Here is a 21742-nt window from a genome sequence, read left to right on the forward strand (position 1 = left end):
CCACGGCCTCGGGGGTGCGCCTAGGCCTTCATTACCCCGACGCGCTGGAGGTAGCCGACCGTCGCGGCCAGGGCCTGCTGCTCCTCGGGGCCCTCGTCGAAACCGTGCCCAGCGCCGTCGATCCTGACCAGCTCGGCGTCGGGGTAGGTGGTCCGGGCGCGCTCGGAGTAGCGGTAGGGCACCACCAGGTCGTCGCTGCCGTGGACAATGAGGACCGGGGCCGTGTAGCCCGCGATCTCGGTGTAGACGTCGTAGTCCCACATGTCCTGGGCGTAGACGCGCCCCAGGGCGCACCCCAGGAAGCTGTAGTCCTGAGGCACCGCGTCCAGGGATGTGTAGAGGCTGTGGAGCGTGTCGGTGATGGAGAAGGCGGGGTACCACAGGACCAGGCCCGCGACCTGCTCGGGGTGGCGGGCGGCGGTCACGGCGCTGACCTCACCGCCCTGGCTCTGACCGAGCAGGACGATCCGCCCGGGGTCAACCACCTCCCAGCCCCCGGTAGCGGTACGGGCGGCCGTCAGCACCGCCTCCAGGTCGGCGACCTCCGTCATGACCGACATACGGGTCATGTCCCCGACGCTGCCCGGTCCCCCACCGCGGAAGGAGGGGCAGTAGGCGGCCAGCCCCAGGCGCGCCAGGGCCTGGGCCACCGGGGCGACGTCGTCCGGGGCGCTGCACAGCCCGTGGGAGCAGACGACCAGGGGGACGGCGGCGTCAGCAGCAGGCACGTAGAGACGCCCGGGCAGGGTCTGCCCCTGGCTGGTCACGTCAAGGTCACGGGTCTCGTAGGCGTAGGTGGGCAGGGTGCCCTGGGGGGCGGGGGCCGAGGAGCCCGGGGAGGCGGCGTCCGGGGTGGTACCCGGGGAGGCGGCGCCCGACGGCGGGGCGGTCTCGGCCTCAGAGCCCGGGCCGGAGGCGCAGGCTGCGACCGCTCCCAGCAGGGTGGCGGCGCCGGTGGCGCCCAGGGCCTTGAGCACGGCCCTGCGTCCGGTCGGTGAGGTCATGGCCTCTCCCCCGTCTGCCCGGTGACGGGCCCCTGGTCCCGGCCCCCAGTGTGGGGACGGAGACCGGTAGCAGCAGAATAAAGCCCCGTCAGATCAGCCCAGCACCCAGTACAGGGGCGGGAGACAGCGGCCATGTGACGGGACGGGCTCCCCCAGCACCCCCGGCCCCCAATACAGGGACGGGAAGGCACCCCGGTACCGCTCCCCCGGTGCTGTCTCACCCAGCCCCCAGTGCGGGAGCAGGGAGCACGACGGGCCCGCAGGACCGATAGGCGCTGGGTGAGTGCGCGGGCCACGGTCCCCTCGACCGTGGGACGGCCGGTGCGGGCTGCGGCGACGTCGTGGTCCAGGCGTGAGACAAGCGTAGCGGCGTCGTGGTCCTGGAACCGGGGGCGCGGTGAGAGGGTGTGCTGGGCCCTGGCGCACAGTGGCAGCATGGTCTCCGGCACCCCGCTCAGGTCCACGGGCTCGGTGCCCGCCCTGGTGGTGCTGGTGGCGTCCATGGGGTGACCCTACTGCGTGGGACCGGCTCAGGGTCGTATCCCCTCATGTGAGGGGCGTCCGGGTCTGACCCTACCTGCGTGAGACCGGCTCCACGGGCGTGGCCGATATGACCCGCACCCTTCTACTGCCTCCCACCACGTGGGACCGGCCGCACCATCCCCACCCGCCGGGCCGCCGCCAGGCTACTGCCCCCGCTGCACTGCCCCCACTGCACGGGACCGGCCCCCCTCATGACCTCCACCAGGGTGCTGGCGGCCTCACACGAGCGTCGCCCCGCCGTCGACGAGGATGAACTGTCCCTGGACGTAGCTGGAGGCGTCGCAGGACAGGTAGAGGATCGTCCCGTTGAGCTCCCCGCGCCCGCCGGGGCGGCCCGTGGGGTTGTGGGCGTTGTAGGCGGACAGGAACTCCTCGCTCCTGAACAGGGTGTCCGCGGTCATCTCGGACTCGAACAGGCCCGGGCCAATGGCGTTGACGGTAATGCCGTAGCGGGCGTAGGAGCAGGCCATTCCCCGGGTCAGCCCCAGGACCGCGGCCTTGGAGGCGTTGTAGGCGTGGCGGATGAACACGTCGTGCTTGTCGGCGACCACGGCGTTGACCGAGGCGATATTGACGATCTTGCCGTAGCCGCGCTCCCGCATACGGGGCACGACGTACTTGCTGACGTGGAAGATGCCCTTGACATTGGTGTCGAAGGAGCGGTCCCAGTCGGCGTCCGTGAGGGTGTCGACGCCGCCGCGCACGGCCACCCCCGCGTTGTTCAGGAGGATGTCAATGCGCCCGTAGGCGTCGATGACCGCGTCGACGGCGGCCCGGCAGCTGTCCTCGTTGGTGACGTCGCAGCGTACGGCGACGGCGCGGTGCCCGGCGGCCTCGATCTCCGCCTTGAGGGCCTCCAGGCGATCCAGACGCCGGGCGAGCAGCGCGACGTCGGCGCCGTGCTCGGCGTAGGCGCGAGCGGCGTCGGCGCCGAGCCCCGAGCTCGCCCCGACGACGACGGCGACCTTCCCGCTGAGGTCAAAAGTACTGCTCATGGTGGTGTCCTCTCCTACGGCTCCTTACCTGGCCTGTCGCATTGTCCCTGCCACGAGACGACGGGGCAGGGGCGCGCTGGTCACCATGGTGCCGGGACGACCGGGACCTGGCAAGGGACTAAGAACCCGCCTCGTGCCCTGGTCCGGGACCTGACCTGGGCCACCACCACGACCCTCACGCCCCGCGCCACCTCGCCACCCGCCCTGGGGCCCGTCTCACCACGACACACAACAAACCGCCACGCACCCGCGCCTCGCCGCTCGCCCTGGGGCCCGTCCCGCCCTGTACCTAGGGTGAGGACAGGAGGTTATGCGCGGCCCCGGCGGTGGTGGGCGGACGGTTCTGTCGCAATCTGAGGATCAGGGCCGGGTCCACTCTGTTTTCATCTTTGTGCACCCAATGTCCACGCAGGTCAGGAGCTTGGACCTCGACGCGGCCGAGGGTGACCCTCGTTCTGATCCTCAGATTGCGACACACGCACGGAACCGGGCCAGCAGACAAGCGGCAGGTTATCCAAAGCATTGTATAAGACCACCCGGGTCCATGCCACGAGAACACGATAGACGCCCCACCGGCCGGGCCAACGTCACGAAAGGCAGGGGATTTCCGTCCCGCAGTCAGTCTCGCCCCATTCACGCGCTAATTACCATAGCGCGAACGGGACAGAACCGCATACGAGGTGTGGGACACTCCCAGACATGCCGCCCCTCCACCCCGGCGGCTCCTGCCGAGGCCATCAATGCACCTAGCGGTGCGGGGTGCTCCCTGACGGGTCGAGGCCAAGGCCACCACCATCCTGGGGTGGCTGTCTTAATGCACCTAGCGGTGCGGGGTGCTCCCTGACCCGCCTTTGTGCCGGCTCCCGGTGTTACCGAGGGGTCTTAATGCACCTAGCGGTGCGGGGTGCTCCCTGACCCTGCTCCTGGGAGGCGCGTGGTTGCAACGTTTCCAGGGGCTGGATCGCCACCGGCCTGTGGAGGCCCTTCCGGAGGTGGTCGGAACGGGTCCATTTCTACCACCTTTCGTTGGTATGACGCCACTCGCCACCGACGGCCCTGGGAGCGGATCCGGCGCCGGCTTTGGACGAGACCATGCGGAAAAGTGGCAGTCAGACAGGGTGTCCCGTACCACAGTGATGGTGACCAACGTCACAAGTTCGGCTGGCCTCGACCCCGCGAGCACCCGCACCGCGCCCCCTTCCCTCACCAGATCCCCTCCGGCACAGGCCCCCGTCGTCGAGCACGGGCACCGCACCACCCACCCACGCCCGTCCCGCACAGGACACGCATCTTCCCGTACCCGACCCGCCAGGGGGCGGATCCCCACCCCTCCCACACAGGATGCGCACAACAAAACGGACCACGTCATTGGACTCCTCAGCACAACACCAGAACAAACCCTCATCGTGAACCCACTTATACGGGGCAGATCAGACGGCAGGAGAGACCCCTCCGCATATAACTCAAAGGCGACCTCCTGACACTACCCTATCCGTCCTTACCCCTGCCCCCACGAACAAAATAGTAGCACGCGACCCCCACCCACACCAGCGCAGAACGCCCTGTTCCCCACAACTAGATCGCGTTCCGTTCACGCCGTACGTGATCGCGTCCCTTCTGCGGGAGCCAGCCACGGACACCCGTTCTCGCGACGAACAAGTACCGTTCTCAGCACAAACAAGTACCGTTCTCGCGAGCAATAAGTACCGTTCTCGCGAGCGGGGGCAGGGAGCGGGGCGGGAGGGCGGTGCGCCGGGTGGTCCCTGGTCACACGCGCAGCCCCAGGCCCCTCATGCGCGAGGTCGCCCCCGCGGAGAGCACCGCGTGGAACTGCTCCACGCCCATCCCACCCTCCAGCAGCTCCGGGGAACGGGCCAGGATCCGCAGCAGGCTGCCGATCTCCTCCCCCACGACCCGGCGCCCCCACAAGCCCATACGGGCCGCGAGCTGGCGCTGCGCCGCAATGTCCTCCAGCAGCTCATTGGCCGCGAAGCCGCCAAAGCGGTCCTGGCTGACCACCTCCAGCAGGCGCAGGCCCACGTCCTCCGGCAGGCTGTTGGTCAGCGCCATGGAGAAGTCCGTGAGCAGGCCGAACGTCAGGTAGGTCTTGACCAGCCGCTCCTCCCAGTCCACCGGCCGCAGCCGCTCGTCAAAGTCCCCCAGGGCCCCGGTAAAGGGCTCGGCGGCCGTGTACACGTCCACGCCGACCTCCTGGGCCAGGTCGGCCACCTGCTCAAAGGCCTGCACCTTGGCGGCGCTCATCCGCTGGAGCTCGACCCGGGAGACCATGGTGGGGGCCTTGTCCGCGTCCTTGGCGTACCGGGTGCAGGCCAGGGTGCAGGCGAACCCGATAAGCCCGAAGGCGGTGCGGGTGAAGGAGGAGGGCGCGGAGGAGGCGGAGGGAGGCGTCATAGCACCCAGCCTACGGTCTACGGCCTCGTGTCGCGTGAGTTCCCCCACGGCGACGGCCCCGTACCACCGCTTCCGTGGCACCACGCCGCTCAGGGCCGTTACCCTGACAAGGTACTACCGACCAAAGGATGCTCGTGACCAACGAGAACACCGCGACTACCGACGTCGCCACCGCCGCCTACGATGCCGCGCCCGCGACCGCTGACCAGGCTGCCCAGGCCGCCGGGCCCCAGCCCACGACCGGGACCGCCCCGGAGCCCCAGCCCGCTGAGCCCCAGGCTACCGGGGCCCAGGCCGCTGAGCCCCAGGCCACCGGGGCCCACGACGCCGAGCCCCAGGGATCCGAGCCCCAGGCCTCCGGCATCCTGCGCACCGCCGGCGCCCACGCCCCCGTCCTGGACGAGGCCACCCCCGACATCACCGACGAGGGCACCACGACGGACCTGGGGGCGCGGACCTTCGCCAGCTACGGCGTCGAGCCCGAGATCTGCCAGGCGCTGGCCGCCAAGGGCATTACGCACCCCTTCCCTATCCAGGCCCTGACCCTGCCAGTGGCCCTGGACGGCAAGGACATTATCGGCCAGGCCAAGACCGGCACCGGCAAGACCCTGGGCTTCGGCATCCCGCTGCTCATGGACACCCTGGGCCCCGGGGAGGAGGGCTGGGACGCCGACCCCGCCGCCGGCTCCCCCCAGGCGCTCATTATCCTGCCCACGCGCGAGCTCGCCAAGCAGGTGGCCGAGGAGCTGTCCATGGCGGCGGCCCGGCGCACGGTGCGCATTGTCCAGGTCTACGGGGGGCGCGCCTACGAGCCCCAGATCGAGGCCCTCAAGGAGGGCGCCGAGGTGGTCGTGGGCACCCCGGGGCGGGTCATCGACCTCATGAACCGGGGCCTGCTGGACCTGGCTCACGTGACCACGGTGGTCCTGGACGAGGCCGACGAGATGCTGGACCTGGGCTTCCTGCCCGACGTGGAGAGGATCCTGGCCCGTACCCGCACCGACCGCCAGACTATGCTCTTCAGCGCCACCATGCCCGGGGCGGTCGTGGCCCTGGCGCGGCGCTACATGACCAAGCCCACCCACATCCGCGCCCAGGACCCCGGCGACGAGGGCATGACGGTCACGACCACCCAGCAGGTGGTCTACCGCACGCACTCCATGAACAAGGTGGAGGTCCTCTCCCGGATCCTCCAGGCCACCGGCCGGGGACGCACCATTATCTTCGCGCGCACCAAGCGCACCGCCGACCGGGTGGCCCAGGACCTGGGTGCGCGGGGCTTCGCCACCGCCCCCCTGCACGGGGACCTGGGTCAGGGCTCGCGCGAGCAGGCCCTGCGGGCCTTCCGCAAGGGCAAGGTGGACGTGCTCGTGGCCACCGACGTGGCCGCGCGCGGGATCGACGTCGACGACGTCACCCACGTCATTAACTACCAGTGCCCCGAGGACGAGAAGATCTACGTCCACCGCATCGGGCGCACAGGGCGCGCCGGGCACTCGGGCACCGCCGTGACCTTTGTGGACTGGGACGACATCCCCCGCTGGCGCCTCATCGCCAAGGCCCTGGGCCTGCCGATGGAGGAGCCGGTGGAGACCTACCACACCAGCCCCCACCTCTACACCGACCTGGCGATCCCCCAGGACGTCACCGGCACCCTGCCCCGCTCCCAGCGGACCCTGGAGGGCCTGGCGGCCGAGGAGATCGAGGACCTGGGGGAGACCGGACGGCGGCACGGCCACGGCCGGCAGGGACGCGGGGGCCGACGCGGCCGGGGGCACCAGCGCGGTGATCGTGCCGGGGCTGTCCCGGTACGCGCGACCTCCCGCACCGCCCGGGTCACCGGGGACCGTCCGCGCCGTAAGCGCAAGCGCACGCGCGGCGGCAAGGAGATCCGCGGCGGGGAGTGAACGCATAGGTAGGGCCTGAGCGAGGTGCGGCCCCTTTGCGGGCGACGGGTACGTCGGCGAGCCCGCCGCGCTCGGCTCAGAAGGTCTCCTGGATGTAGGCGGTAATACCGTCGCCGATCATCTGCACGGCGATGGCGGCCAGCAGGAGGCCGAAGATGCGGGTGAGCACCAGGATGCGGGACTCCCCCAGCACCCGGTGCAGGGTCAGGGAGGCCCGCAGCGTGGCCCAGATGACCACGTGGGTCAGGACGATCGCCACCGTGACGCTGACCCAGCCGACCGTGGCCGTCGGGGCCGACTCCACGGCCACCATGGAGGCCACGATCGCGCCCGGTCCGGCCAGCAACGGGGTGCCCAGGGGGACCAGGGCCACGTTGGCAGTCGCGTTGGGGTCGGGGCCCTCGTCCGCCTTGTCCGTCAGCAGCTCCAGGGCCACCAGCAGGAGCAGCAGGCCGCCGGAGATCTGCAGGGCGGGCACGGAGATCCCCAGGAACTTCAGGATGTAGCGCCCGAAGAAGGTGAAGACCAGGATGACGGAGAAGGACAGGAAGGTGGCCTGGGCTGCGGACCTGGCCCGCTCCCGGGCGCTCTGCCAGCCTGTCAGCGACAGGAAGATCGGGACCGCCCCCAGCGGGTCCTGGATGACCAGGATCGTCGTGAAGGACGTGGCGAGGAGAGGGAGGCTGATGACGGCGTCGAGCATGGGCGAGGCGGACCGGTTTCTGTGCGGGGTGTTCCTGGACGGGGCGGCCAGGGACGGTACGGTCCGCCCTGGCCCGGCTCACCAGGCTACCGCAGGATCCTGGCCGCCCTGACCTGGGCCGGGGCCGTCCACCGGCGCCCAGTACCTCCCTCAGTCCGCCGGGGTGACCAGCGCCAGGCGCCCCTCGGCCACGATCTGCTCCAGGAGGGCGGGGGGCATGAGGTTCTCCCCCAGGCGGTTGGGCTTGCCGGTGCCGTGGTAGTCCGAGCTGCCCGACTCCCCCAGGCCCAGGCGCCGGGCCAGGCGGTGGGCGGCCTCGCGCTGGGCGGGCCCGTGGTCGCGGTGGTCAACCTCCAGGGCGGCCAGGCCCGCCTCGGCCATGGCGGCAAAGGTCTCGTCGGGCACGAGCCGGCGCTGCCGAGTGGCGGCCCGGGGGTGGGCAGCCACCGGCACCCCTCCGGCGGCGCGCACGAGCACGCACGCCTCGACGGGGTCCAGGGCCCAGTGGCGGACGTAGTAGGGCGAGCTGGTGGCCAGGGGCCCGGCGAAGGCGGCGGAGCGGTCGGGGAAGGATCCGGCTGCCACCAGGGCGTCGGCAATGTGCGGGCGTCCGATCGTCACCGCCCCACCGGCCTGGTCCAGCACGTCCTGCCAGGCGACGGGGTAGTCCTCGGCCAGGCGCTCAACCATGTCCCGGGCCCGGGTGGCGCGTGAGGAGCGGGACCGGGCGAGGGACCGGACCAGGTCGGGGTCGGCGGGGTCGAACAGGTAGGCCAGGAGGTGGAGGGTGACGCCGTCGGCCGCGCAGGAGATCTCGGTGCCGCGCAGGAGGGTGACGCCGGTGGGCCCGACGGCGGCCGCGGCCTCGGCCCAGCCGTCGGTGGTGTCATGGTCCGTCAGACCGACCACGTCCAGGCCCGCCCGGGCGGCCGCGGCCATGAGCTCGGCCGGGGTGTCGGTGCCGTCCGAGCAGGAGGAGTGGGTGTGGGGGTCAATGCGCACGACCACGAGTCTACGACCGGCCCCACCGGCCCGGCGCCCCGGGGTACCCTCGAGGTATGACGTCCCCTGCTCCCGCACCCGTCCGGGTAGCGGTCATTGGCGCGGGCTTTATCGCCCGCTGGTTCATGGAGGCCGCCGCGCTCACCCCGGGCGTGCAGGTGGTGGCGGTGGTCTCCGCCCGCCCCGCGCACGCCGCCGCCTTCGCCGCTGAGCACGGGATCGGGGCCTCCTACGCCACCGTCCCCCAGCTGCTGGAGGCCTGCGGGCCCACCGGCCCCACCCCCGCGGACCTGGTCTACGTGGGCAGCCCCAACGTCCTCCACGCCGACCAGGCCGTGGCCGCCCTGGAGGCGGGCTTCCACGTGCTGGTGGAGAAGCCCTTCGCGCTGCGCCCCGACCAGGCCCGGGCCATGGTCGCCGCGGCCAGGGCGGCCGACCGCTTCCTCATGGAGGGCTGGGTGCCCGCCTTCGAGCCGGGGGTGGCGGCGCTGCGTGAGGTCCTGGCCAGCGGGGAGCTGGGCAGGGTGCACCGGGCCCTGCTGGTCAAGGAGCAGTTCTCCAGCCGGATGGAGGCCTACCGCGGCGGGGCCCTGCCCGCGGCCCTCGACCCGGCCGCGGGCGGGGGCTCCCTCATGGACCTGGGGGTCTACCCCGTGGGCCTGGCGGTCCACCTGTTCGGGTCGCCCACGCGCGTCACCGCCAGCGCCCAGCTGCTGGGCAGCGGGGCGGACTCCCACGGCACCGTGGTCCTGGACTACGACGACGGCGCCTGGGCCGGGCTGCAGGTGACCTGCCTGCACTCCAAGACCTCCCCCGCCGTCGTACCCTCGGTCCTGACCGGGGACGCCACCGCGCTGATAGTGGACGACTGCCAGTGGCCCCGGCGGCTGACCACCCTGAGCCCGGCCAGGGCCGTGCCCGCGCCGCCGGCGGACCCCGGGACGGGCGTCGCGTCTACCGGGGCAGGTGACGTCATCGGGGCGGGCACCCGGGTGCGGCAGGTGGAGCGACGCGGGCCGGTCCTGGCCTACGAGCTGGCTGAGGTGGTGCGGGCGCTGGGTGCCGGGGAGCGGGAGTCCGCCCTGCGTCCCCTGGCGGACTCGGTGCGCACCGTCGAGATCCTTACCGAGGCCCGGCGCCAGTGCGGCATCGTCCTGACTGGGGACCGGGGCACGCCGAGCCCGTCCCGGGCGTAATCCACGGCAGGGGCGCGGCCGGGCGCACCAGGGCCGGGCGCATCCCCGGACCACCCCGGACCACCAAGCGCCGCACCGCAGCTCAGACCTCCTGGACCTCGGAGCGTCGCCCAGGCTAACCTCCACGTCATGACAACGACCCGTCGCTCCGCCCTGTCCCTGGTCGGCACGGTCGCCGTGACCACGGTCCTGACCGCCTGCTCCGGGTCCGGCAGCAGCTCGCCCACCCCCACGTCCCCGGCCACCGGTTCGTCCCCCACCTCCGGCGGCCCCCTCTCCTCCGTGCCCACAGGCTTCGCCCCGGGCACCGGGTCGGGGGCGGAGGACGACGTCTTCCCCCGGGTCGTCAACCACCTGCGGGGGTCGACCACGATCACTGCCGCGCCCACCAGGGTCGTGGTCATCGCCCCCGGCCTGCTGGACGCGGTCCTGACCCTGGGCACCGTGCCGGTGGGCGCGGCCGCCGACGGGGCCGAGACCGTCCCCGAGTACCTGGCCAGTGCCTTTGACGCCCAGGCGGACCAGCTGGGCGCCGTCACCAACCTGGCCGGCACTATCCGGCCCAGCCTCCAGGCCGTCACCGACCTGCGCCCCGACCTGATCCTCATGAGCGCGGACGCCCAGGACGCCAACTCCCTCTACCGGGAGATGTCCGAGGTCGCCGCCACCGTCGCCGTCCAGGGCACCGACCGGTCCTGGAAACAGGACCTCCTGCTGGTGGCCGACGCGCTGGGCAGGACCCAGTCCGCCCAGACCTGGCTGGAGACCTACCACACCGACACCAGGGCGGCCAGCCAGCCCCCGGGCTCCCCCACCGTCTCCCTGCTGAGCCTGGTCAACGGGCACCTGCACGTCTTCGGCCCCGCCTCGCTGGCCGGGTCGGTCCTGGCGGACATGGGCGTGGCCCGCCCCGGCTCCCAGGCCTTCACCGACACCGCCTCCCAGGAGCTCACCCCGACGGACCTGGGCCAGACCGACGCCGACTGGATCTTCTACGCCGTCCGCGGCGGGCGCGCCAATGAGCTCACCGGCATGCAGGGGTGGTCGTCCCTGGGCGCGGTCACCGCGGACCGGGCCGTCCAGGTCCAGGAGGACCCCTTCTTCCTCAACCCGGGCCCGACGGCGGCACGGGTGGTCCTGGACCAGGTCTCCTCCAGTCTCCGGTAAGGCCCGCCCCGCCCCGGCGTCTGCACCCCACCGGCGGCGGGAAGGGGACGTGGGAGAATGGGCACATGACCGACAAGCCCGCTCCCAGCACCGCCTCCGGCACCGACACCAGCCAGTCCCTGGCCCAGCGGGGCAGCAACCGCTCCGCCCAGCCCGCCAACCAGGCCTTCCGGGACTTCATCGGCTCCGGCTGGGGGCCGCGGCCCGAGGGCCTGCCGCCCCTGTCCCAGGCCGCCCCCTGGGCCGCCCGGCGTCGAGCGGCCCTGGGGGCCCTCTTCCCCGGTGAGCGCCTGGTCCTGCCCGCCGGGACGCTCAAGGTGCGCAACAACGACTGCGACTACCGCTTCCGCCCCCACAGCGCCTTCGCGCACCTGGCCGGCACGGGGACGGACTTCGAGCCCGACGCGGTCCTGGTCCTGGAGCCGCTGACCGCACCGGGCACCCCGGTGCCGCCGGACACGCCCTCCCACGAGGCAGTCCTCTACTTCCGCCCCCGGGCGTCACGCTCCAGTGAGGAGTTCTACGCCGACCCCCGCTACGGGGAGCTGTGGGTGGGGGTACGCCCCTCCGTGGAGGAGGTGGAGGCCTCCACCGGCATCCGCTGCGCCCACGTCGACACCCTGCCCGACGCCCTGGCCAAGGACGCCGGGGCCGACGGCGTCCAGCTGCGTGTCATCGCCGAGGCCGACGAGAACGTCACCGCCCTGGTGAACACCACCCGGCAGGCGGCGGGCCTGGCCACCGACCAGGCCGCCACCGAGGCCGACGCCCGCCTGGCGGAGGCCGCCAGCGAGCTGCGCCTGGTCAAGGACGCCTGGGAGGTGGAGCAGCTGCGCCACGCCGTGGAGGTCACCAGGGCCGGTTTTGACGACCTCATCCGCTCCATCCCGCGCGCCGTGGCCCACTGGCGCGGCGAGCGCGTCCTGGAGGGCGCCTTCGGGGCGGTGGCCCGCCAGGAGGGCAACGGGCTGGGCTACGACACCATTGCGGCCGCCGGGGACCACGCCAACACCCTGCACTGGATCGTCAACGACGGCCAGGTCCGCCCCGGCGAGATGGTGCTCGTGGACGCTGGCGCCGAGGTCGACTCCCTCTACACCGCCGACGTCACCCGCACCATCCCGGTGGACGGGCGCTTCACCGCCCCCCAGCGGCGGGTCTACGAGGCGGTCCTGGATGCCGCCGACGCGGCCTTTGAGCAGGCCGGGCACAGCGGGACCCGCTTCCGCGACCTGCACGCCGCCGCCATGGAGGTCCTGGCCCGGCACCTGTATGACTGGGGCCTGCTGCCCGAGGGGGTGACCGCGCAGGACACCCTGGCCCCCGAGGGCCAGTACCACCGCCGCTGGATGGTCCACGGCACCAGCCACCACCTGGGCCTGGACGTGCACGACTGCGCCCAGGCGCGCCGGGAGATGTACGTGGACGCGCTGCTGGAGCCGGGGATGTGCTTCACCATCGAGCCGGGCCTGTACTTCCGCGCCGACGACCTGCGCGTGCCCGCCGAGCTGCGTGGTATGGCGGTACGTATCGAGGACGACGTCGTGGTCAACGAGGACGGCTCGGTGGAGCGCCTGACCGCGGGCATCCCCCGCACGGCCGACGACGTCGAGGCCTGGGTGAGCGGGCTGCTGTCCTAGGCCCCCGCCGCGGGGGCCGCCCCCCTGACCGGGTGCTGTCTCATGCTGGTCCCCGGCCTCGGCCCTGCCGCGGGGCCGCCCCCACCACAGGGGCGGCTCCCGTCCCCGTCCACGGCCGTCCGCGCCGGGCCCGAGAGAGCCACAGCTGGCGGCCGTGGGCATTGGCGCCCACGGCCGCCAGCGCTTACAGAGGCCAGCGCCCTCAGCGGCCCGCGTGGCCAGCGGGGCGGCCTCCCGCACCGGGCCCGGGCCCCCTGAGCTCGGTGCCGTCGTCAAAGACCACCCTCATGGTCCCGTCCGCGGGCACGCACCGCAGGACGCCGTCGTCGCAGAGCCTGTTCACGAAGGTCCTCCTGGGCCCCTCCAGGGGCAGGTCCACCTGGGCGATGGAGCGGATCCCGTTGGGGTGCGTGAGGTCGGCGGGACGCGGATCCACTGAGAAGTGCGTCATAAAGAAGGGCAGGTCCAGGTCCGCGGGGAAGAACGCCCGGTAGCGCAGGTGCCTGCCGTGGGGGTCGACCCGGGTGGGGGACACCAGCAGCCCGCGCCCGTGCAGCCGGGCGACGACGGCGTCGAGCTCCTTGTCCTTCCCCTCCAGGCACAGGCCGCACAGGCCCTGGGGGCCACGCTCCCAGGCGTTGAAGCGTCGGGCCGGGTTGGCGGGGAGGGCCGCCAGCGCCCGCAGGACGGGGCGCGGCATGCCCGTACGCACCAGGAGCTCCAGGTAGGGGCCCTGGGAGAAGTAGATCAGGGCGTTCTTCGGCCTGCGCACGGCCCCGTACTCCACGACGAAGCCCCGGGAGCGGAAGTCCGCCACGGCGGCGTCGAGATCCCTGACCTTGTACACGACGTGTCCTGTCTGCATGGGCCCACTGTAGGCCGACCGGGGCAGAGCACGCAGGATCTGACGGCGGTCAGCCGCCAGGGCCGGGCGCGCCCCTCGTGGCTGAGCAGTCCGGCTGGCGTGACTACATCAGGGCCGGGCAGGCCGGGCGCGCCCGCGTTAAGGGTCCTGTTTCGTGTCGGACCCGGTCGGTAGCCTCGAGCCATGAACACCCCGACGGATGCCCCCTGGAGCGCTGAGCAGGTCACGGCGCTCGCGCCGGACGCCCAGGTCTCCAAGGCGGGGCTCAAGCTGGCCGCCCCGGGGACCTGGTCGAGGCCGGGGACCGACGGCACCCTGCTGTGGGGCGCCGCCAGGGGCTCGGGGAAGAACCCCTACAAGGTCTGCGTGGACCTGACGGGCCCGGCCTTCACCTGCTCCTGCCCCAGCCGCAAGATCCCCTGCAAGCACACCATCGGCCTGCTGCACCTGTGGTCGCAGGGGCAGGTCCCCTCCGGCGAGCCGTCCGACTACGCCGCCGACTGGGCGCAGGCCCGTCGTAAGCGCGCCGAGCGCAAAGCTGCACGCGCCGCCGGCACCGCCCCCGACGCCGACCCGGCCACCGCCGCCAAGCGCGCCAAGGCCGCCCGGGCCCGCGCCGCCCGCCGCGAGCAGCGCATCACCGACGGCCTGGCCAACCTCGACCGCTGGATCCTCGACCAGATCGACCAGGGCCTGGTCACGACCAGCGAGAGCCGGAGCACGGCCCTGCGCCGCCTGGCCGCCCGCATGGTCGACGCCCAGGCGCCCGGGATCGCCACCCGCCTGGGCGAGCTCGCCGACCTGGACGACGAGAGCCCCGACTGGCTGCGCGCACTGGCCTCCGAGCTGGGCACCATCCACCTGCTCGTGCGCGCCTGGGCCGGGCGCGAGCACCTGCCCGCCGACCTGGTGGCCTGCGCGCGCCGTGAGATCGGCCTGAGCGTCCCCTCCGAGGAGGTCCTGGCCGCCCCCGGCGTCGAGGACCGGTGGGCGGTGATGGGCACCCGCGACCGCGAGGAGGGCCGCGTCACGGCCCGCGACTTCTGGCTGTGCGGCACGAGCACGGGACGCTGGGGGCGCATCATCGCCTACGCCCGCGAGGCGGAGGAGCTGCCCACCACCTTCAGCCCGGGCACGCTGGTCCGGGCCCGCCTGCACTTCCACCCCGGGCCCGGGCTGCGGGCGCTGTCCCGGCCCGAGCAGCCCGCCGCCGAGCCGGTCGTCGGCTGGGACCCCGGGGCGCTGAGCGTCGCCGGCGCCCGCGAGGCCTGGCGCGACGCCCTGGCCGCCGACCCGTGGGCGGACGTCCGGCCCCTCCTCGTCGCCGGCCGCCTGGCCGCCGATGCCGAGGGGCACCTGGCCCTGAGCCCGCGGAAGGAGAACGGCGACGGGCAGGGGCCGGACCGGGGGGATGCCGCCCTGCCGCTGCTGCGGATCGGCGCCCACCGGCGCCTGACCCTGAGCGCCGTCTGCGACGACGTCGTGGTCGCGGGCCTGATCTGCCCGCAGGGCCTGTGGCCCCTGAGCCTGCTGACCGAGGGGACGGTGGTGCCGCTGTGAGCGGATTCGACGACGTCGTGCGCGCCGCCGCCCTCGGCGCGCGCAACCGGCCACTGGCGGCGGCCTCGCTCAGCGCCCCCGTCGCCGCGACGCTCAGCGGGGCCGACGGCGCCGAGCGCGTGCTCGAGGCGGCCGCCGCCCACGCCGCGGCCGCTCGCACCTCCATCCCCGTCGCGTCCGCGACCGCCCTGAACCTGCCCGCGCATCCGACCCCGGTCATCGACCCCGGCCTGGCCGACGTCCTGACCCGCATCATGGCCCTGGACCACCCGCAGGACGAGCTCATCGTGCGGGTCCTGCGCCTCGTGCGGCGCCGGGGCCTGCGCCTGCCGCCGATGCTCCTGAACCGGGCGGCGAGCGCGCTGAGCGGCGACGACCGGGAGGAGGTCGTGGCGGTCATGGACGAGCGGGACCGCGCCGTCTTCGCCCTGGACGAGCGCTGGGCCGCCCGCATCCGGCGATTCGCGCAGCGGGACGCCCCGCCCGACCCCGCCCGGTGGGAGGACGGCGACGCCCAGGAGCGCGCCGATCACCTCGCCCGCCTGCGCCGCACCGACCCCGACGCCGCCCGCGCCCTCCTGGCCGACGGCGCCTGGCTCAAGGCGAGGGCGCCCGAGCGCGAGCAGATCCTCGACGCCCTGGCCATCGGGCTGGGCCCGGCCGACGAGCAGATCCTGGAGGAGCGCCTGGACGACCGCGCCGAGGCCGTGCGAGGCCGGGCCGCCGAGCTCCTGAGCCGCCTGCCCTCCTCCGCCCTCATCGCCCGCGCCGAGGCCCTGGCCGAGCGGCACGTCGTCGTCACCCGGCGCGCCCTGCGGGCCCCGGCGGTCGAGCTGCACGACATCGAGATGACCGACGCCCTGGCCCGCGACCGCTACCCCGCCAAGGCCCACCGGACCTCCGCCTCGCTGGCGCGCCTGGAGGAGGTGATCGCCCGCATCCCCACCTGGCGGTGGCCGGACCTCGTGGGGATCTCCGCCGCCGAGCTGGCGAGGGCGCGGACCCGCTGCGACGGGCAGAAGGTGGAACTGCTCGTCCCACTGGTCCGGGCCGCCACCACCTGGCGCGACGGCGAGCTCGCCGCCGCCCTCGCGGACCTCAACTCTTCCCCCGCCCCCGCCGGCCTGTTCGGCCTGCTCGACGAGCCGCGCCGCGAGGCCCTCCTGCACCGGCTCATCGCCGCCAAGCGCTACAGCGCCGTCGTCACCTGCACCCTCAGCTGGCCGTCCGAGCTCACCGCGGAGCAGTCCCGGATCTTCGCCCGCTCCCTGATCGCCGTGACCAGGCCGGGCTCGTACATCTCCGACTCCCGGTGGTGGGGCGTGCTGCCGGCGCGCTGCGCGCCCGAAGCCCTCGACGAGGTCCTCGACATTCTTCGGGGCGCCCCGCCCGACACCCTGAGCGACCTGCGCGCGCAGACCGTCATCACCGCCCTCGAGTTGCGCCGCGAGCTGCTCGAGCTGACCGACCGGACCGACCAGGAGGCATCGTGACCACCGCAGACACCGCCGACGACACCACGGGGCTCCTGCGCCCCCACGCCGAGCAGCGCTACGCCGACGAGCTCGCCGCCCTAGAGCGCTGTGACGAGCGCACCCGACCCGCAAACTGGAGGCTCTCACCCTGGGCGGTGGTGACCTACCTCATGGGCGGCACCCTGGAGGACGGCACCGTCATCACCCCTAAGTACGTGGGGAGCCGCCGCCTCATGGAGATCGCGGTGGCCACCTTGGCCACCGACCGGGCGCTGCTGCTGCTCGGGGTGCCCGGCACGGCCAAGTCCTGGGTCAGCGAGCACCTGGCCGCCGCGGTCTGCGGCACCTCCACCCTGCTGGTGCAGGGCACGGCCGGCACCGCCGAGGAGGCCGTGCGCTACGGCTGGAACTACGCCCGGCTCCTGGCGCAGGGCCCCTCCCAGGAGGCCCTGGTCCCCTCCCCGGTCATGGAGGCCATGCGCTCGGGGCGCATCGCCCGCGTCGAGGAGCTCACCCGCATGCCCTCCGACGTCCAGGACGCTCTCATCACCGTGCTCAGCGAGAAGACGCTGCCCGTGCCCGAGCTGGGCGCGGAGGTCCAGGCCCGCGGCGGCTTCAACCTCATTGCCACCGCCAACGACCGCGACCGCGGCGTCAACGACCTGTCCTCCGCGCTGCGCCGCCGCTTCAACACGGTGGTCCTGCCCCTGCCGGCCACCGCCGAGGAGGAGGTGCGGATCGTGGCCCGCCGGGTGGAGGACCTGGGCACGTCCCTCCGGCTGCCGCCCGCCCAGGGCGCCCTGGAGGAGATCCGCCGGGTGGTCACGGTCTTCCGCGAGCTGCGCCAGGGGGTGACGGAGGACGGCCTGACCAGCCTGAAGTCGCCGTCGGGCACCCTGTCCACGGCGGAGGCGATCTCCGTGGTCACCAACGGGCTGGCCATGAGCGCGCACTTCGGCGACGGCGTCCTGCGCCCCGCGGACGTGGCCGCCGGGATCCTGGGCGCCGTGGTGAGCGACCCGGTGGCCGACCGGGTGGTGTGGTCGGAGTATCTGGAGACCGTGGTGCGCGAGCGCCGCGACTGGGATGACTTCTACCGGGCCTGCCGCGAGGTGACGGCGTGACCGGCGACACCCTGGCGCCCGGTGGCGTGACAGCGCCAGCTGCCAGCGCGACGGCCTCGGCTGCTGGCGTGACAGCGCCGGCCGCCAGCGCGACGGCGTCGGGTGCCAGCATGACGGCCTCGGGCGCGCCCTCGCTGGTGGCGTCTGAGCGGCCGCAGGCTCCCTCCCCGGACGCTCCGAGGGTGCGGGTCCTGGGGATCCGCCACCACGGCCCGGGTTCCAGCCGGGCCCTGGTGGGGGCGCTGGAGGACTACCAGCCCGACTGCGTGCTCGTGGAGGGGCCCGCGGACGCCGACGACCTCATTGAGTGGGTGGGGCCGCAGATGACGCCGCCGGTGGCGCTGCTGGCCTGGCAGACCGACGCCCCGTCCCACTCGGCCTTCTGGCCCATGGCGGTGTTCTCCCCGGAGTGGCAGGCCCTGTCCTGGGCGGTCGCCCACGGGGTGAGGGCCCAGTTCATGGACCTGCCGGCCGCCGTGCAGCTGGCCGAGCGACAGGACCAGGACGAGCGACAGGACCAGGAGGAGGACCGCGCCCCTGGCCCCGGTGCCGCCCCGGCAGCCGGGGAGCGGGCTCCGAGCGGTCCCCGGGATCCGGGCGGTCCCCGGGAGCCCGCGGCCACCGGGGGGACCGGCACGGGTGCCGGGGCGCAGGGCGCCGAGGAGCCGGGTGGGTCCGCCAGCCAGCAGGCCCGCGGCACGGACACGACCCCCGAGCCCCCGGCCGACGGGCTGCCAGCCCACGAGCCGCCAGCTGAGCCACCAGCCGACGAGCACCCCGCCGACGGGCACCCCGGCCCTGAGCCCCCCGACACCCCCCAGGTGAGGACCGACCCCATTGCCGAGCTGGCGCGCCTGGCCGGGTACGAGGACCCGGAGGCCTGGTGGGAGGACACCATCGAGCTGCGCCTGGCCGGGGACCCCTTTGACGCCCTGACCGAGGCCATTGGCCTGCTGCGCCAGGCGGCCCCGGAGTCCGACCCGTACACCCTGCGCCGTGAGGCCCACATGCGCCGGGTCCTGCGGGCGGCCAGGCGGGCCGGCTACCGGCGTATCGCCGTGGTCTGCGGTGCCTGGCACGCCCCGGCCCTGGCCGGCAGGCCTCCCAAGGTGAGTGAGGACAACGCCCTGCTCAAGGGGATGCGCAAGGTCAGAACGCGTACCACCTGGGTGCCCTGGACCCACCGCCGCCTGGCCACCAGCTCCGGCTACGGCGCCGGGGTGGCCTCCCCCGGCTGGTACCACCACCTGTTCACCGCCCCCGACCAGCCCGTCATCCGCTGGTTGACCCTGGTGGCCGCCTCCCTGCGCCGCCAGGACCTGCCGGTCTCCTCGGCCCACATTATCGAGGCCGCCCGCCTGGCCCAGGCCCTGGCGGCCATGCGCGGCCGTCCCCTGCCCGGCTCCGACGAACTGGGGGAGGCGGTCCTGTCGGTCATGTGCGAGGGCAGTGCCACCCGGGCCGCCCTGGCTACCCGTGAGGTCCTCGTCGGCGAGGCCCTGGGGGTGGTGCCCGAGGGCGTGCCCATGGTGCCCCTGGACGCGGACCTGCGCTCCAGGGCCAGGAGCCTGCGCCTGCCCCTGAGCGCCTCGCCCAGGAAGCTCACGCTGGACCTGCGCAGGCCCCTGGACCTGGAGCGGTCCCGGTTCCTGTACCGGATAGGCATCCTGGGCGTGGACTGGGCGAGCCAGCAGCAGGCCTCCTCCAAGGGCACCTTCAAGGAGGTGTGGTCCCTGGAGTGGGTGCCCGAGCTGTCGGTGGAGGTCATTGAGGCGGCCGCGTTCGGCAACACGGTCGCCGAGGCCGCTGGCAACGCCCTCCTGGCGGACTCGACCTCGCTGCCGCAGGTCACCCAGGCCGTGGAGGAGGCGCTGGCCGCCGACCTGAGAAGCGTCATGCCCGAGCTGCTGCGGATCCTGGACGACCAGGCCGCCAGGGAGTCCGACATCACCCACCTGCTGACCTCCCTGCCGGCGCTGGCCCGCGCCCAGCGCTACGGGGACGTGCGTGGTACCGACGCCTCCAGCCTGGCGGCGGTGACCTGGGCCGTCCTGGTGCGCGCCTGTGCCGGGCTCCCCGCCGCCGCGGCCAACGTGGACCAGCAGGTGGCCCGCTCCCTGAGGACGGCGATCGACGAGGTCCAGGCGGTCATCGGCCTGCTGGACGAGCAGTGTGCGGACCTGTGGCGCGAGACCCTCCTGCGCGCCCTGGGCGGGCACTGCCTGCCGGGGATCCTGGCGGGACGTCTGACCCGCCTGCTCCTGGACGCCGGTCACCTGGAGCGCGCCGACGCCGCCGCCCGCCTGGCACGGGCCCTGTCACCGGGCACCGAGCCCACGGAGCAGGCCGAGTGGATCGAGGGCTTCCTCTCCGGGGAGATCCTGCTGCTGAGCTACGACCCCCAGCTGCTGCGGATCCTGGACCAGTGGGTACGGCGCATCGGGGACCGGGCCTTCGTGGACGTCCTGCCGGCCCTGCGGAGGGCCTTCAGCCAGTGGCCTGGCCCCCAGCTCCAGGACCTGGCCAGGCAGGTCGCCACCCTGGGTGAGGACGAGGAGCCCCAGGACACCGTGGACGACCTGGCTGACGCCGGACCGATCCTCAAGACCGTGAGCACCATCCTGGGAGGAGCCTCATGACCAGCAGCGACGACGTCCGGCAGGCGCCCGGGGGCACCGCAGGGGCGAGCCCGGAGGAGATCGAGCCCATCGGGGCCGAGCAGCGGTGGCGGCTGGTGCTGGGGCTGGACGCCCAGGGCCGCCGCACGCCGCTGAGCCGCCAGCAGGCGGGCATGGACCAGGCCCTGAGGACCCTGTACGACGAGGAGGCGCGGAGCGCGCTCCAGGGCCGTAGGGCCCGCGGCGGCCTGGGCGAGTCCTCCCCGCGGGTGGCCCGCTGGCTGGGTGACATCCGCACCTACTTCCCCACCCGGGTGGTCCAGGTCATGCAGGTGGACGCCCTGGAGCGCTTCGGCCTGACCTCCATGCTGCTGGAGCCGGAGGTCCTGGAGATGGTGGAGCCGGACATCCACCTGGCGGCCACCCTGGCCAGCCTGTCGCAGGCGGTCCCGGAGCAGTCCAAAGCCACCGCCCGGGCCGTGGTGGCCAAGGTCGCCAGGCAGGTGGAGGAGCGGCTCGCCGACAACCTGCAGCAGGCGGTCCGCGGCGCCCTGGACCGCGCCACGCGCACCTCCCGCCCCGCCCTGGCGGATATCAACTGGGGCCGGACGATCACCGCGAACCTGAAGAACTACGTCCCGGAGCTGGGCACGGTCATCCCTGAGCGGATCATCGGGTACGGCCGACGCCACCGGGGCATCCAGCGGGAGTTCACCATCTGCCTGGACCAGTCCGGCTCCATGGCGACCTCGGTGGTGTACGCCTCCATCCTGGCCGCCGTCATGTCCACGATCCGCTCGCTGCGCACCACGCTGGTGGCCTACGACACGGCGGTCATCGACCTGACGCCCCTGCTCACGGACCCGGTGGACGTCATCTTCGGCACCCAGCTCGGCGGGGGCACGGACACCACGCCCGCCCTGGAGTACTGCCAGCAGACCATTACCAGGCCCGCGGACTCGGTCCTCATCCTCATTAGCGACCTCTATGACGCCCACCCGGAGCGCATGCTGGAGCGCCTGGCCCAGGTGGAGGCCAGCGGCACCCAGGTGGTGGTGCTCCTGGCACTGAGCGACGACGGCGCCCCCTTCTACAACCACGACGTCGCCAAGCGCCTGGCCCAGATGGGGATCCCGGCCTTCGGCTGCACGCCGGACGCCTTCCCCGAGCTCCTGGCGGCGGCCGTCCAGGGGGACGACCTGGCCCACTGGGCCGACAAGCAGGCCGCCCACGCCAACTAGAGGCCCACCCTCCCCGCCCGCCCCTCTCCTCCCCTCCTCTCGCGAGAACGGTACTTATTCGTCGCGAGAACGGTACTTGTTTGCCGTGAGAACGGTACTTATTGCTCGTGAGAACGGGGGGTTGTCCGGAGCGCTGGCACGTGGCAGTCCCAGACCGCACTAGTTCTTGCAGCCAACGCCCCCGGGGCGGGCCCGCACTGCCGTCATTATCACCATGTCATGCTCTGCCACCAGGCACCCCCGGGCAGGCCCGCGCCCTGCCCACACCCTGCCCGCACCCCCGGGGCGGG

At 73.3% G+C, this 21742-nt stretch carries 15 protein-coding genes; 9 read left to right on the top strand and 6 right to left on the bottom strand.

The window, feature by feature from the left end:
• Positions 1-20: 20 nt before the first annotated feature.
• The 3 genes from JJJ15_RS03210 to JJJ15_RS03220 form a co-directional block, all read right to left on the bottom strand.
• Positions 21-1004, bottom strand: a complete 984-nt coding sequence (locus JJJ15_RS03210) for an alpha/beta fold hydrolase (RefSeq protein WP_200511429.1) — start codon at positions 1002-1004, stop codon at positions 21-23.
• A gap of 761 nt (positions 1005-1765) precedes the next feature.
• A complete protein-coding gene (locus JJJ15_RS03215; RefSeq protein WP_200511430.1) occupies positions 1766-2542 on the bottom strand; it encodes an SDR family NAD(P)-dependent oxidoreductase in 777 nt (258 codons plus the stop codon).
• A gap of 1767 nt (positions 2543-4309) precedes the next feature.
• On the bottom strand, positions 4310-4954 hold the full coding sequence (locus tag JJJ15_RS03220; RefSeq protein ID WP_200511431.1) for a ferritin-like fold-containing protein: 645 nt from the start codon (positions 4952-4954) through the stop codon (positions 4310-4312).
• Positions 4955-5316: 362 nt separating this feature from the next.
• On the opposite strand from JJJ15_RS03220, the gene JJJ15_RS03225 reads away from it, so the two are divergent.
• Positions 5317-6861: a DEAD/DEAH box helicase gene (locus JJJ15_RS03225; RefSeq protein WP_200511913.1), complete on the top strand. Its 1545-nt coding sequence runs from the start codon at positions 5317-5319 to the stop codon at positions 6859-6861.
• Positions 6862-6937: 76 nt separating this feature from the next.
• Here the strand turns inward: JJJ15_RS03225 and JJJ15_RS03230 are convergent, their stop codons facing one another.
• The gene (locus JJJ15_RS03230; protein ID WP_200511432.1) at positions 6938-7564 is read right to left on the bottom strand and encodes a MarC family protein; all 627 of its coding nucleotides are present in this window, start codon (positions 7562-7564) and stop codon (positions 6938-6940) included.
• 150 nt (positions 7565-7714) lie between these two features.
• Positions 7715-8566, bottom strand: a complete 852-nt coding sequence (locus JJJ15_RS03235) for a PHP domain-containing protein (RefSeq protein WP_200511433.1) — start codon at positions 8564-8566, stop codon at positions 7715-7717.
• A 56-nt stretch (positions 8567-8622) separates the two neighbouring features.
• On the opposite strand from JJJ15_RS03235, the gene JJJ15_RS03240 reads away from it, so the two are divergent.
• From JJJ15_RS03240 to JJJ15_RS03250, 3 genes are all read left to right on the top strand, one after another.
• Complete coding sequence (locus JJJ15_RS03240) at positions 8623-9762, top strand: Gfo/Idh/MocA family oxidoreductase (protein WP_200511434.1); 1140 nt, start codon at positions 8623-8625, stop codon at positions 9760-9762.
• 129 nt (positions 9763-9891) lie between these two features.
• Positions 9892-10929, top strand: a complete 1038-nt coding sequence (locus JJJ15_RS03245) for an ABC transporter substrate-binding protein (protein ID WP_200511435.1) — start codon at positions 9892-9894, stop codon at positions 10927-10929.
• A 65-nt stretch (positions 10930-10994) separates the two neighbouring features.
• Complete coding sequence (locus tag JJJ15_RS03250) at positions 10995-12569, top strand: aminopeptidase P family protein (RefSeq protein WP_200511436.1); 1575 nt, start codon at positions 10995-10997, stop codon at positions 12567-12569.
• Between the two features lie 202 nt (positions 12570-12771).
• Here JJJ15_RS03250 and JJJ15_RS03255 read toward each other — a convergent pair whose 3' ends face one another.
• Complete coding sequence (locus tag JJJ15_RS03255; protein ID WP_200511437.1) at positions 12772-13434, bottom strand: VOC family protein; 663 nt, start codon at positions 13432-13434, stop codon at positions 12772-12774.
• Positions 13435-13617: 183 nt separating this feature from the next.
• On the opposite strand from JJJ15_RS03255, the gene JJJ15_RS03260 reads away from it, so the two are divergent.
• From JJJ15_RS03260 to JJJ15_RS03280, 5 genes are read left to right on the top strand one after another with little or no spacing between them, the layout of a single operon-like run.
• Positions 13618-14994, top strand: a complete 1377-nt coding sequence (locus tag JJJ15_RS03260) for an SWIM zinc finger family protein (RefSeq protein WP_200511438.1) — start codon at positions 13618-13620, stop codon at positions 14992-14994.
• Complete coding sequence (locus JJJ15_RS03265; RefSeq protein ID WP_200511439.1) at positions 14991-16487, top strand: DUF5691 domain-containing protein; 1497 nt, start codon at positions 14991-14993, stop codon at positions 16485-16487. The genes JJJ15_RS03260 and JJJ15_RS03265 overlap by 4 nt, the downstream gene beginning before the upstream one ends.
• Positions 16484-17593 carry an AAA family ATPase gene (locus JJJ15_RS03270; protein ID WP_106109459.1) on the top strand — a complete coding sequence of 370 codons (1110 nt, stop codon included), beginning with the start codon at positions 16484-16486 and terminating at the stop codon, positions 17591-17593. The genes JJJ15_RS03265 and JJJ15_RS03270 overlap by 4 nt, the downstream gene beginning before the upstream one ends.
• Positions 17590-20232 (top strand): DUF5682 family protein, encoded by a 2643-nt coding sequence (locus JJJ15_RS03275; protein WP_246742133.1) that lies wholly within the window; start codon positions 17590-17592, stop codon positions 20230-20232. Before JJJ15_RS03270 ends, JJJ15_RS03275 begins: the two co-directional genes overlap by 4 nt.
• Entirely contained in the window at positions 20229-21452 is a 1224-nt protein-coding gene (locus tag JJJ15_RS03280; RefSeq protein ID WP_200511440.1) for a VWA domain-containing protein, read from the top strand. Before JJJ15_RS03275 ends, JJJ15_RS03280 begins: the two co-directional genes overlap by 4 nt.
• Positions 21453-21742 lie beyond the last annotated feature (290 nt).

This window comes from Actinomyces sp. HMT897 (assembly GCF_016626125.1).
Lineage (GTDB): Bacteria > Actinomycetota > Actinomycetes > Actinomycetales > Actinomycetaceae > Actinomyces.

Excerpts from the sequence above, each read along its gene's own strand:
- JJJ15_RS03260 (WP_200511438.1), top strand. The coding sequence starts at position 13,618 with ATGAACACCCCGACGGATGCCCCCTGGAGCGCTGAGCAGGTCACGGCG.
- JJJ15_RS03215 (WP_200511430.1), bottom strand. The coding sequence starts at position 2,542 with ATGAGCAGTACTTTTGACCTCAGCGGGAAGGTCGCCGTCGTCGTCGGG.
- JJJ15_RS03240 (WP_200511434.1), top strand. The coding sequence starts at position 8,623 with ATGACGTCCCCTGCTCCCGCACCCGTCCGGGTAGCGGTCATTGGCGCG.
- JJJ15_RS03210 (WP_200511429.1), bottom strand. The coding sequence starts at position 1,004 with ATGACCTCACCGACCGGACGCAGGGCCGTGCTCAAGGCCCTGGGCGCC.
- JJJ15_RS03230 (WP_200511432.1), bottom strand. The coding sequence starts at position 7,564 with ATGCTCGACGCCGTCATCAGCCTCCCTCTCCTCGCCACGTCCTTCACG.
- JJJ15_RS03250 (WP_200511436.1), top strand. The coding sequence starts at position 10,995 with ATGACCGACAAGCCCGCTCCCAGCACCGCCTCCGGCACCGACACCAGC.
- JJJ15_RS03255 (WP_200511437.1), bottom strand. The coding sequence starts at position 13,434 with ATGCAGACAGGACACGTCGTGTACAAGGTCAGGGATCTCGACGCCGCC.
- JJJ15_RS03280 (WP_200511440.1), top strand. The coding sequence starts at position 20,229 with ATGACCAGCAGCGACGACGTCCGGCAGGCGCCCGGGGGCACCGCAGGG.
- JJJ15_RS03220 (WP_200511431.1), bottom strand. The coding sequence starts at position 4,954 with ATGACGCCTCCCTCCGCCTCCTCCGCGCCCTCCTCCTTCACCCGCACC.
- JJJ15_RS03245 (WP_200511435.1), top strand. The coding sequence starts at position 9,892 with ATGACAACGACCCGTCGCTCCGCCCTGTCCCTGGTCGGCACGGTCGCC.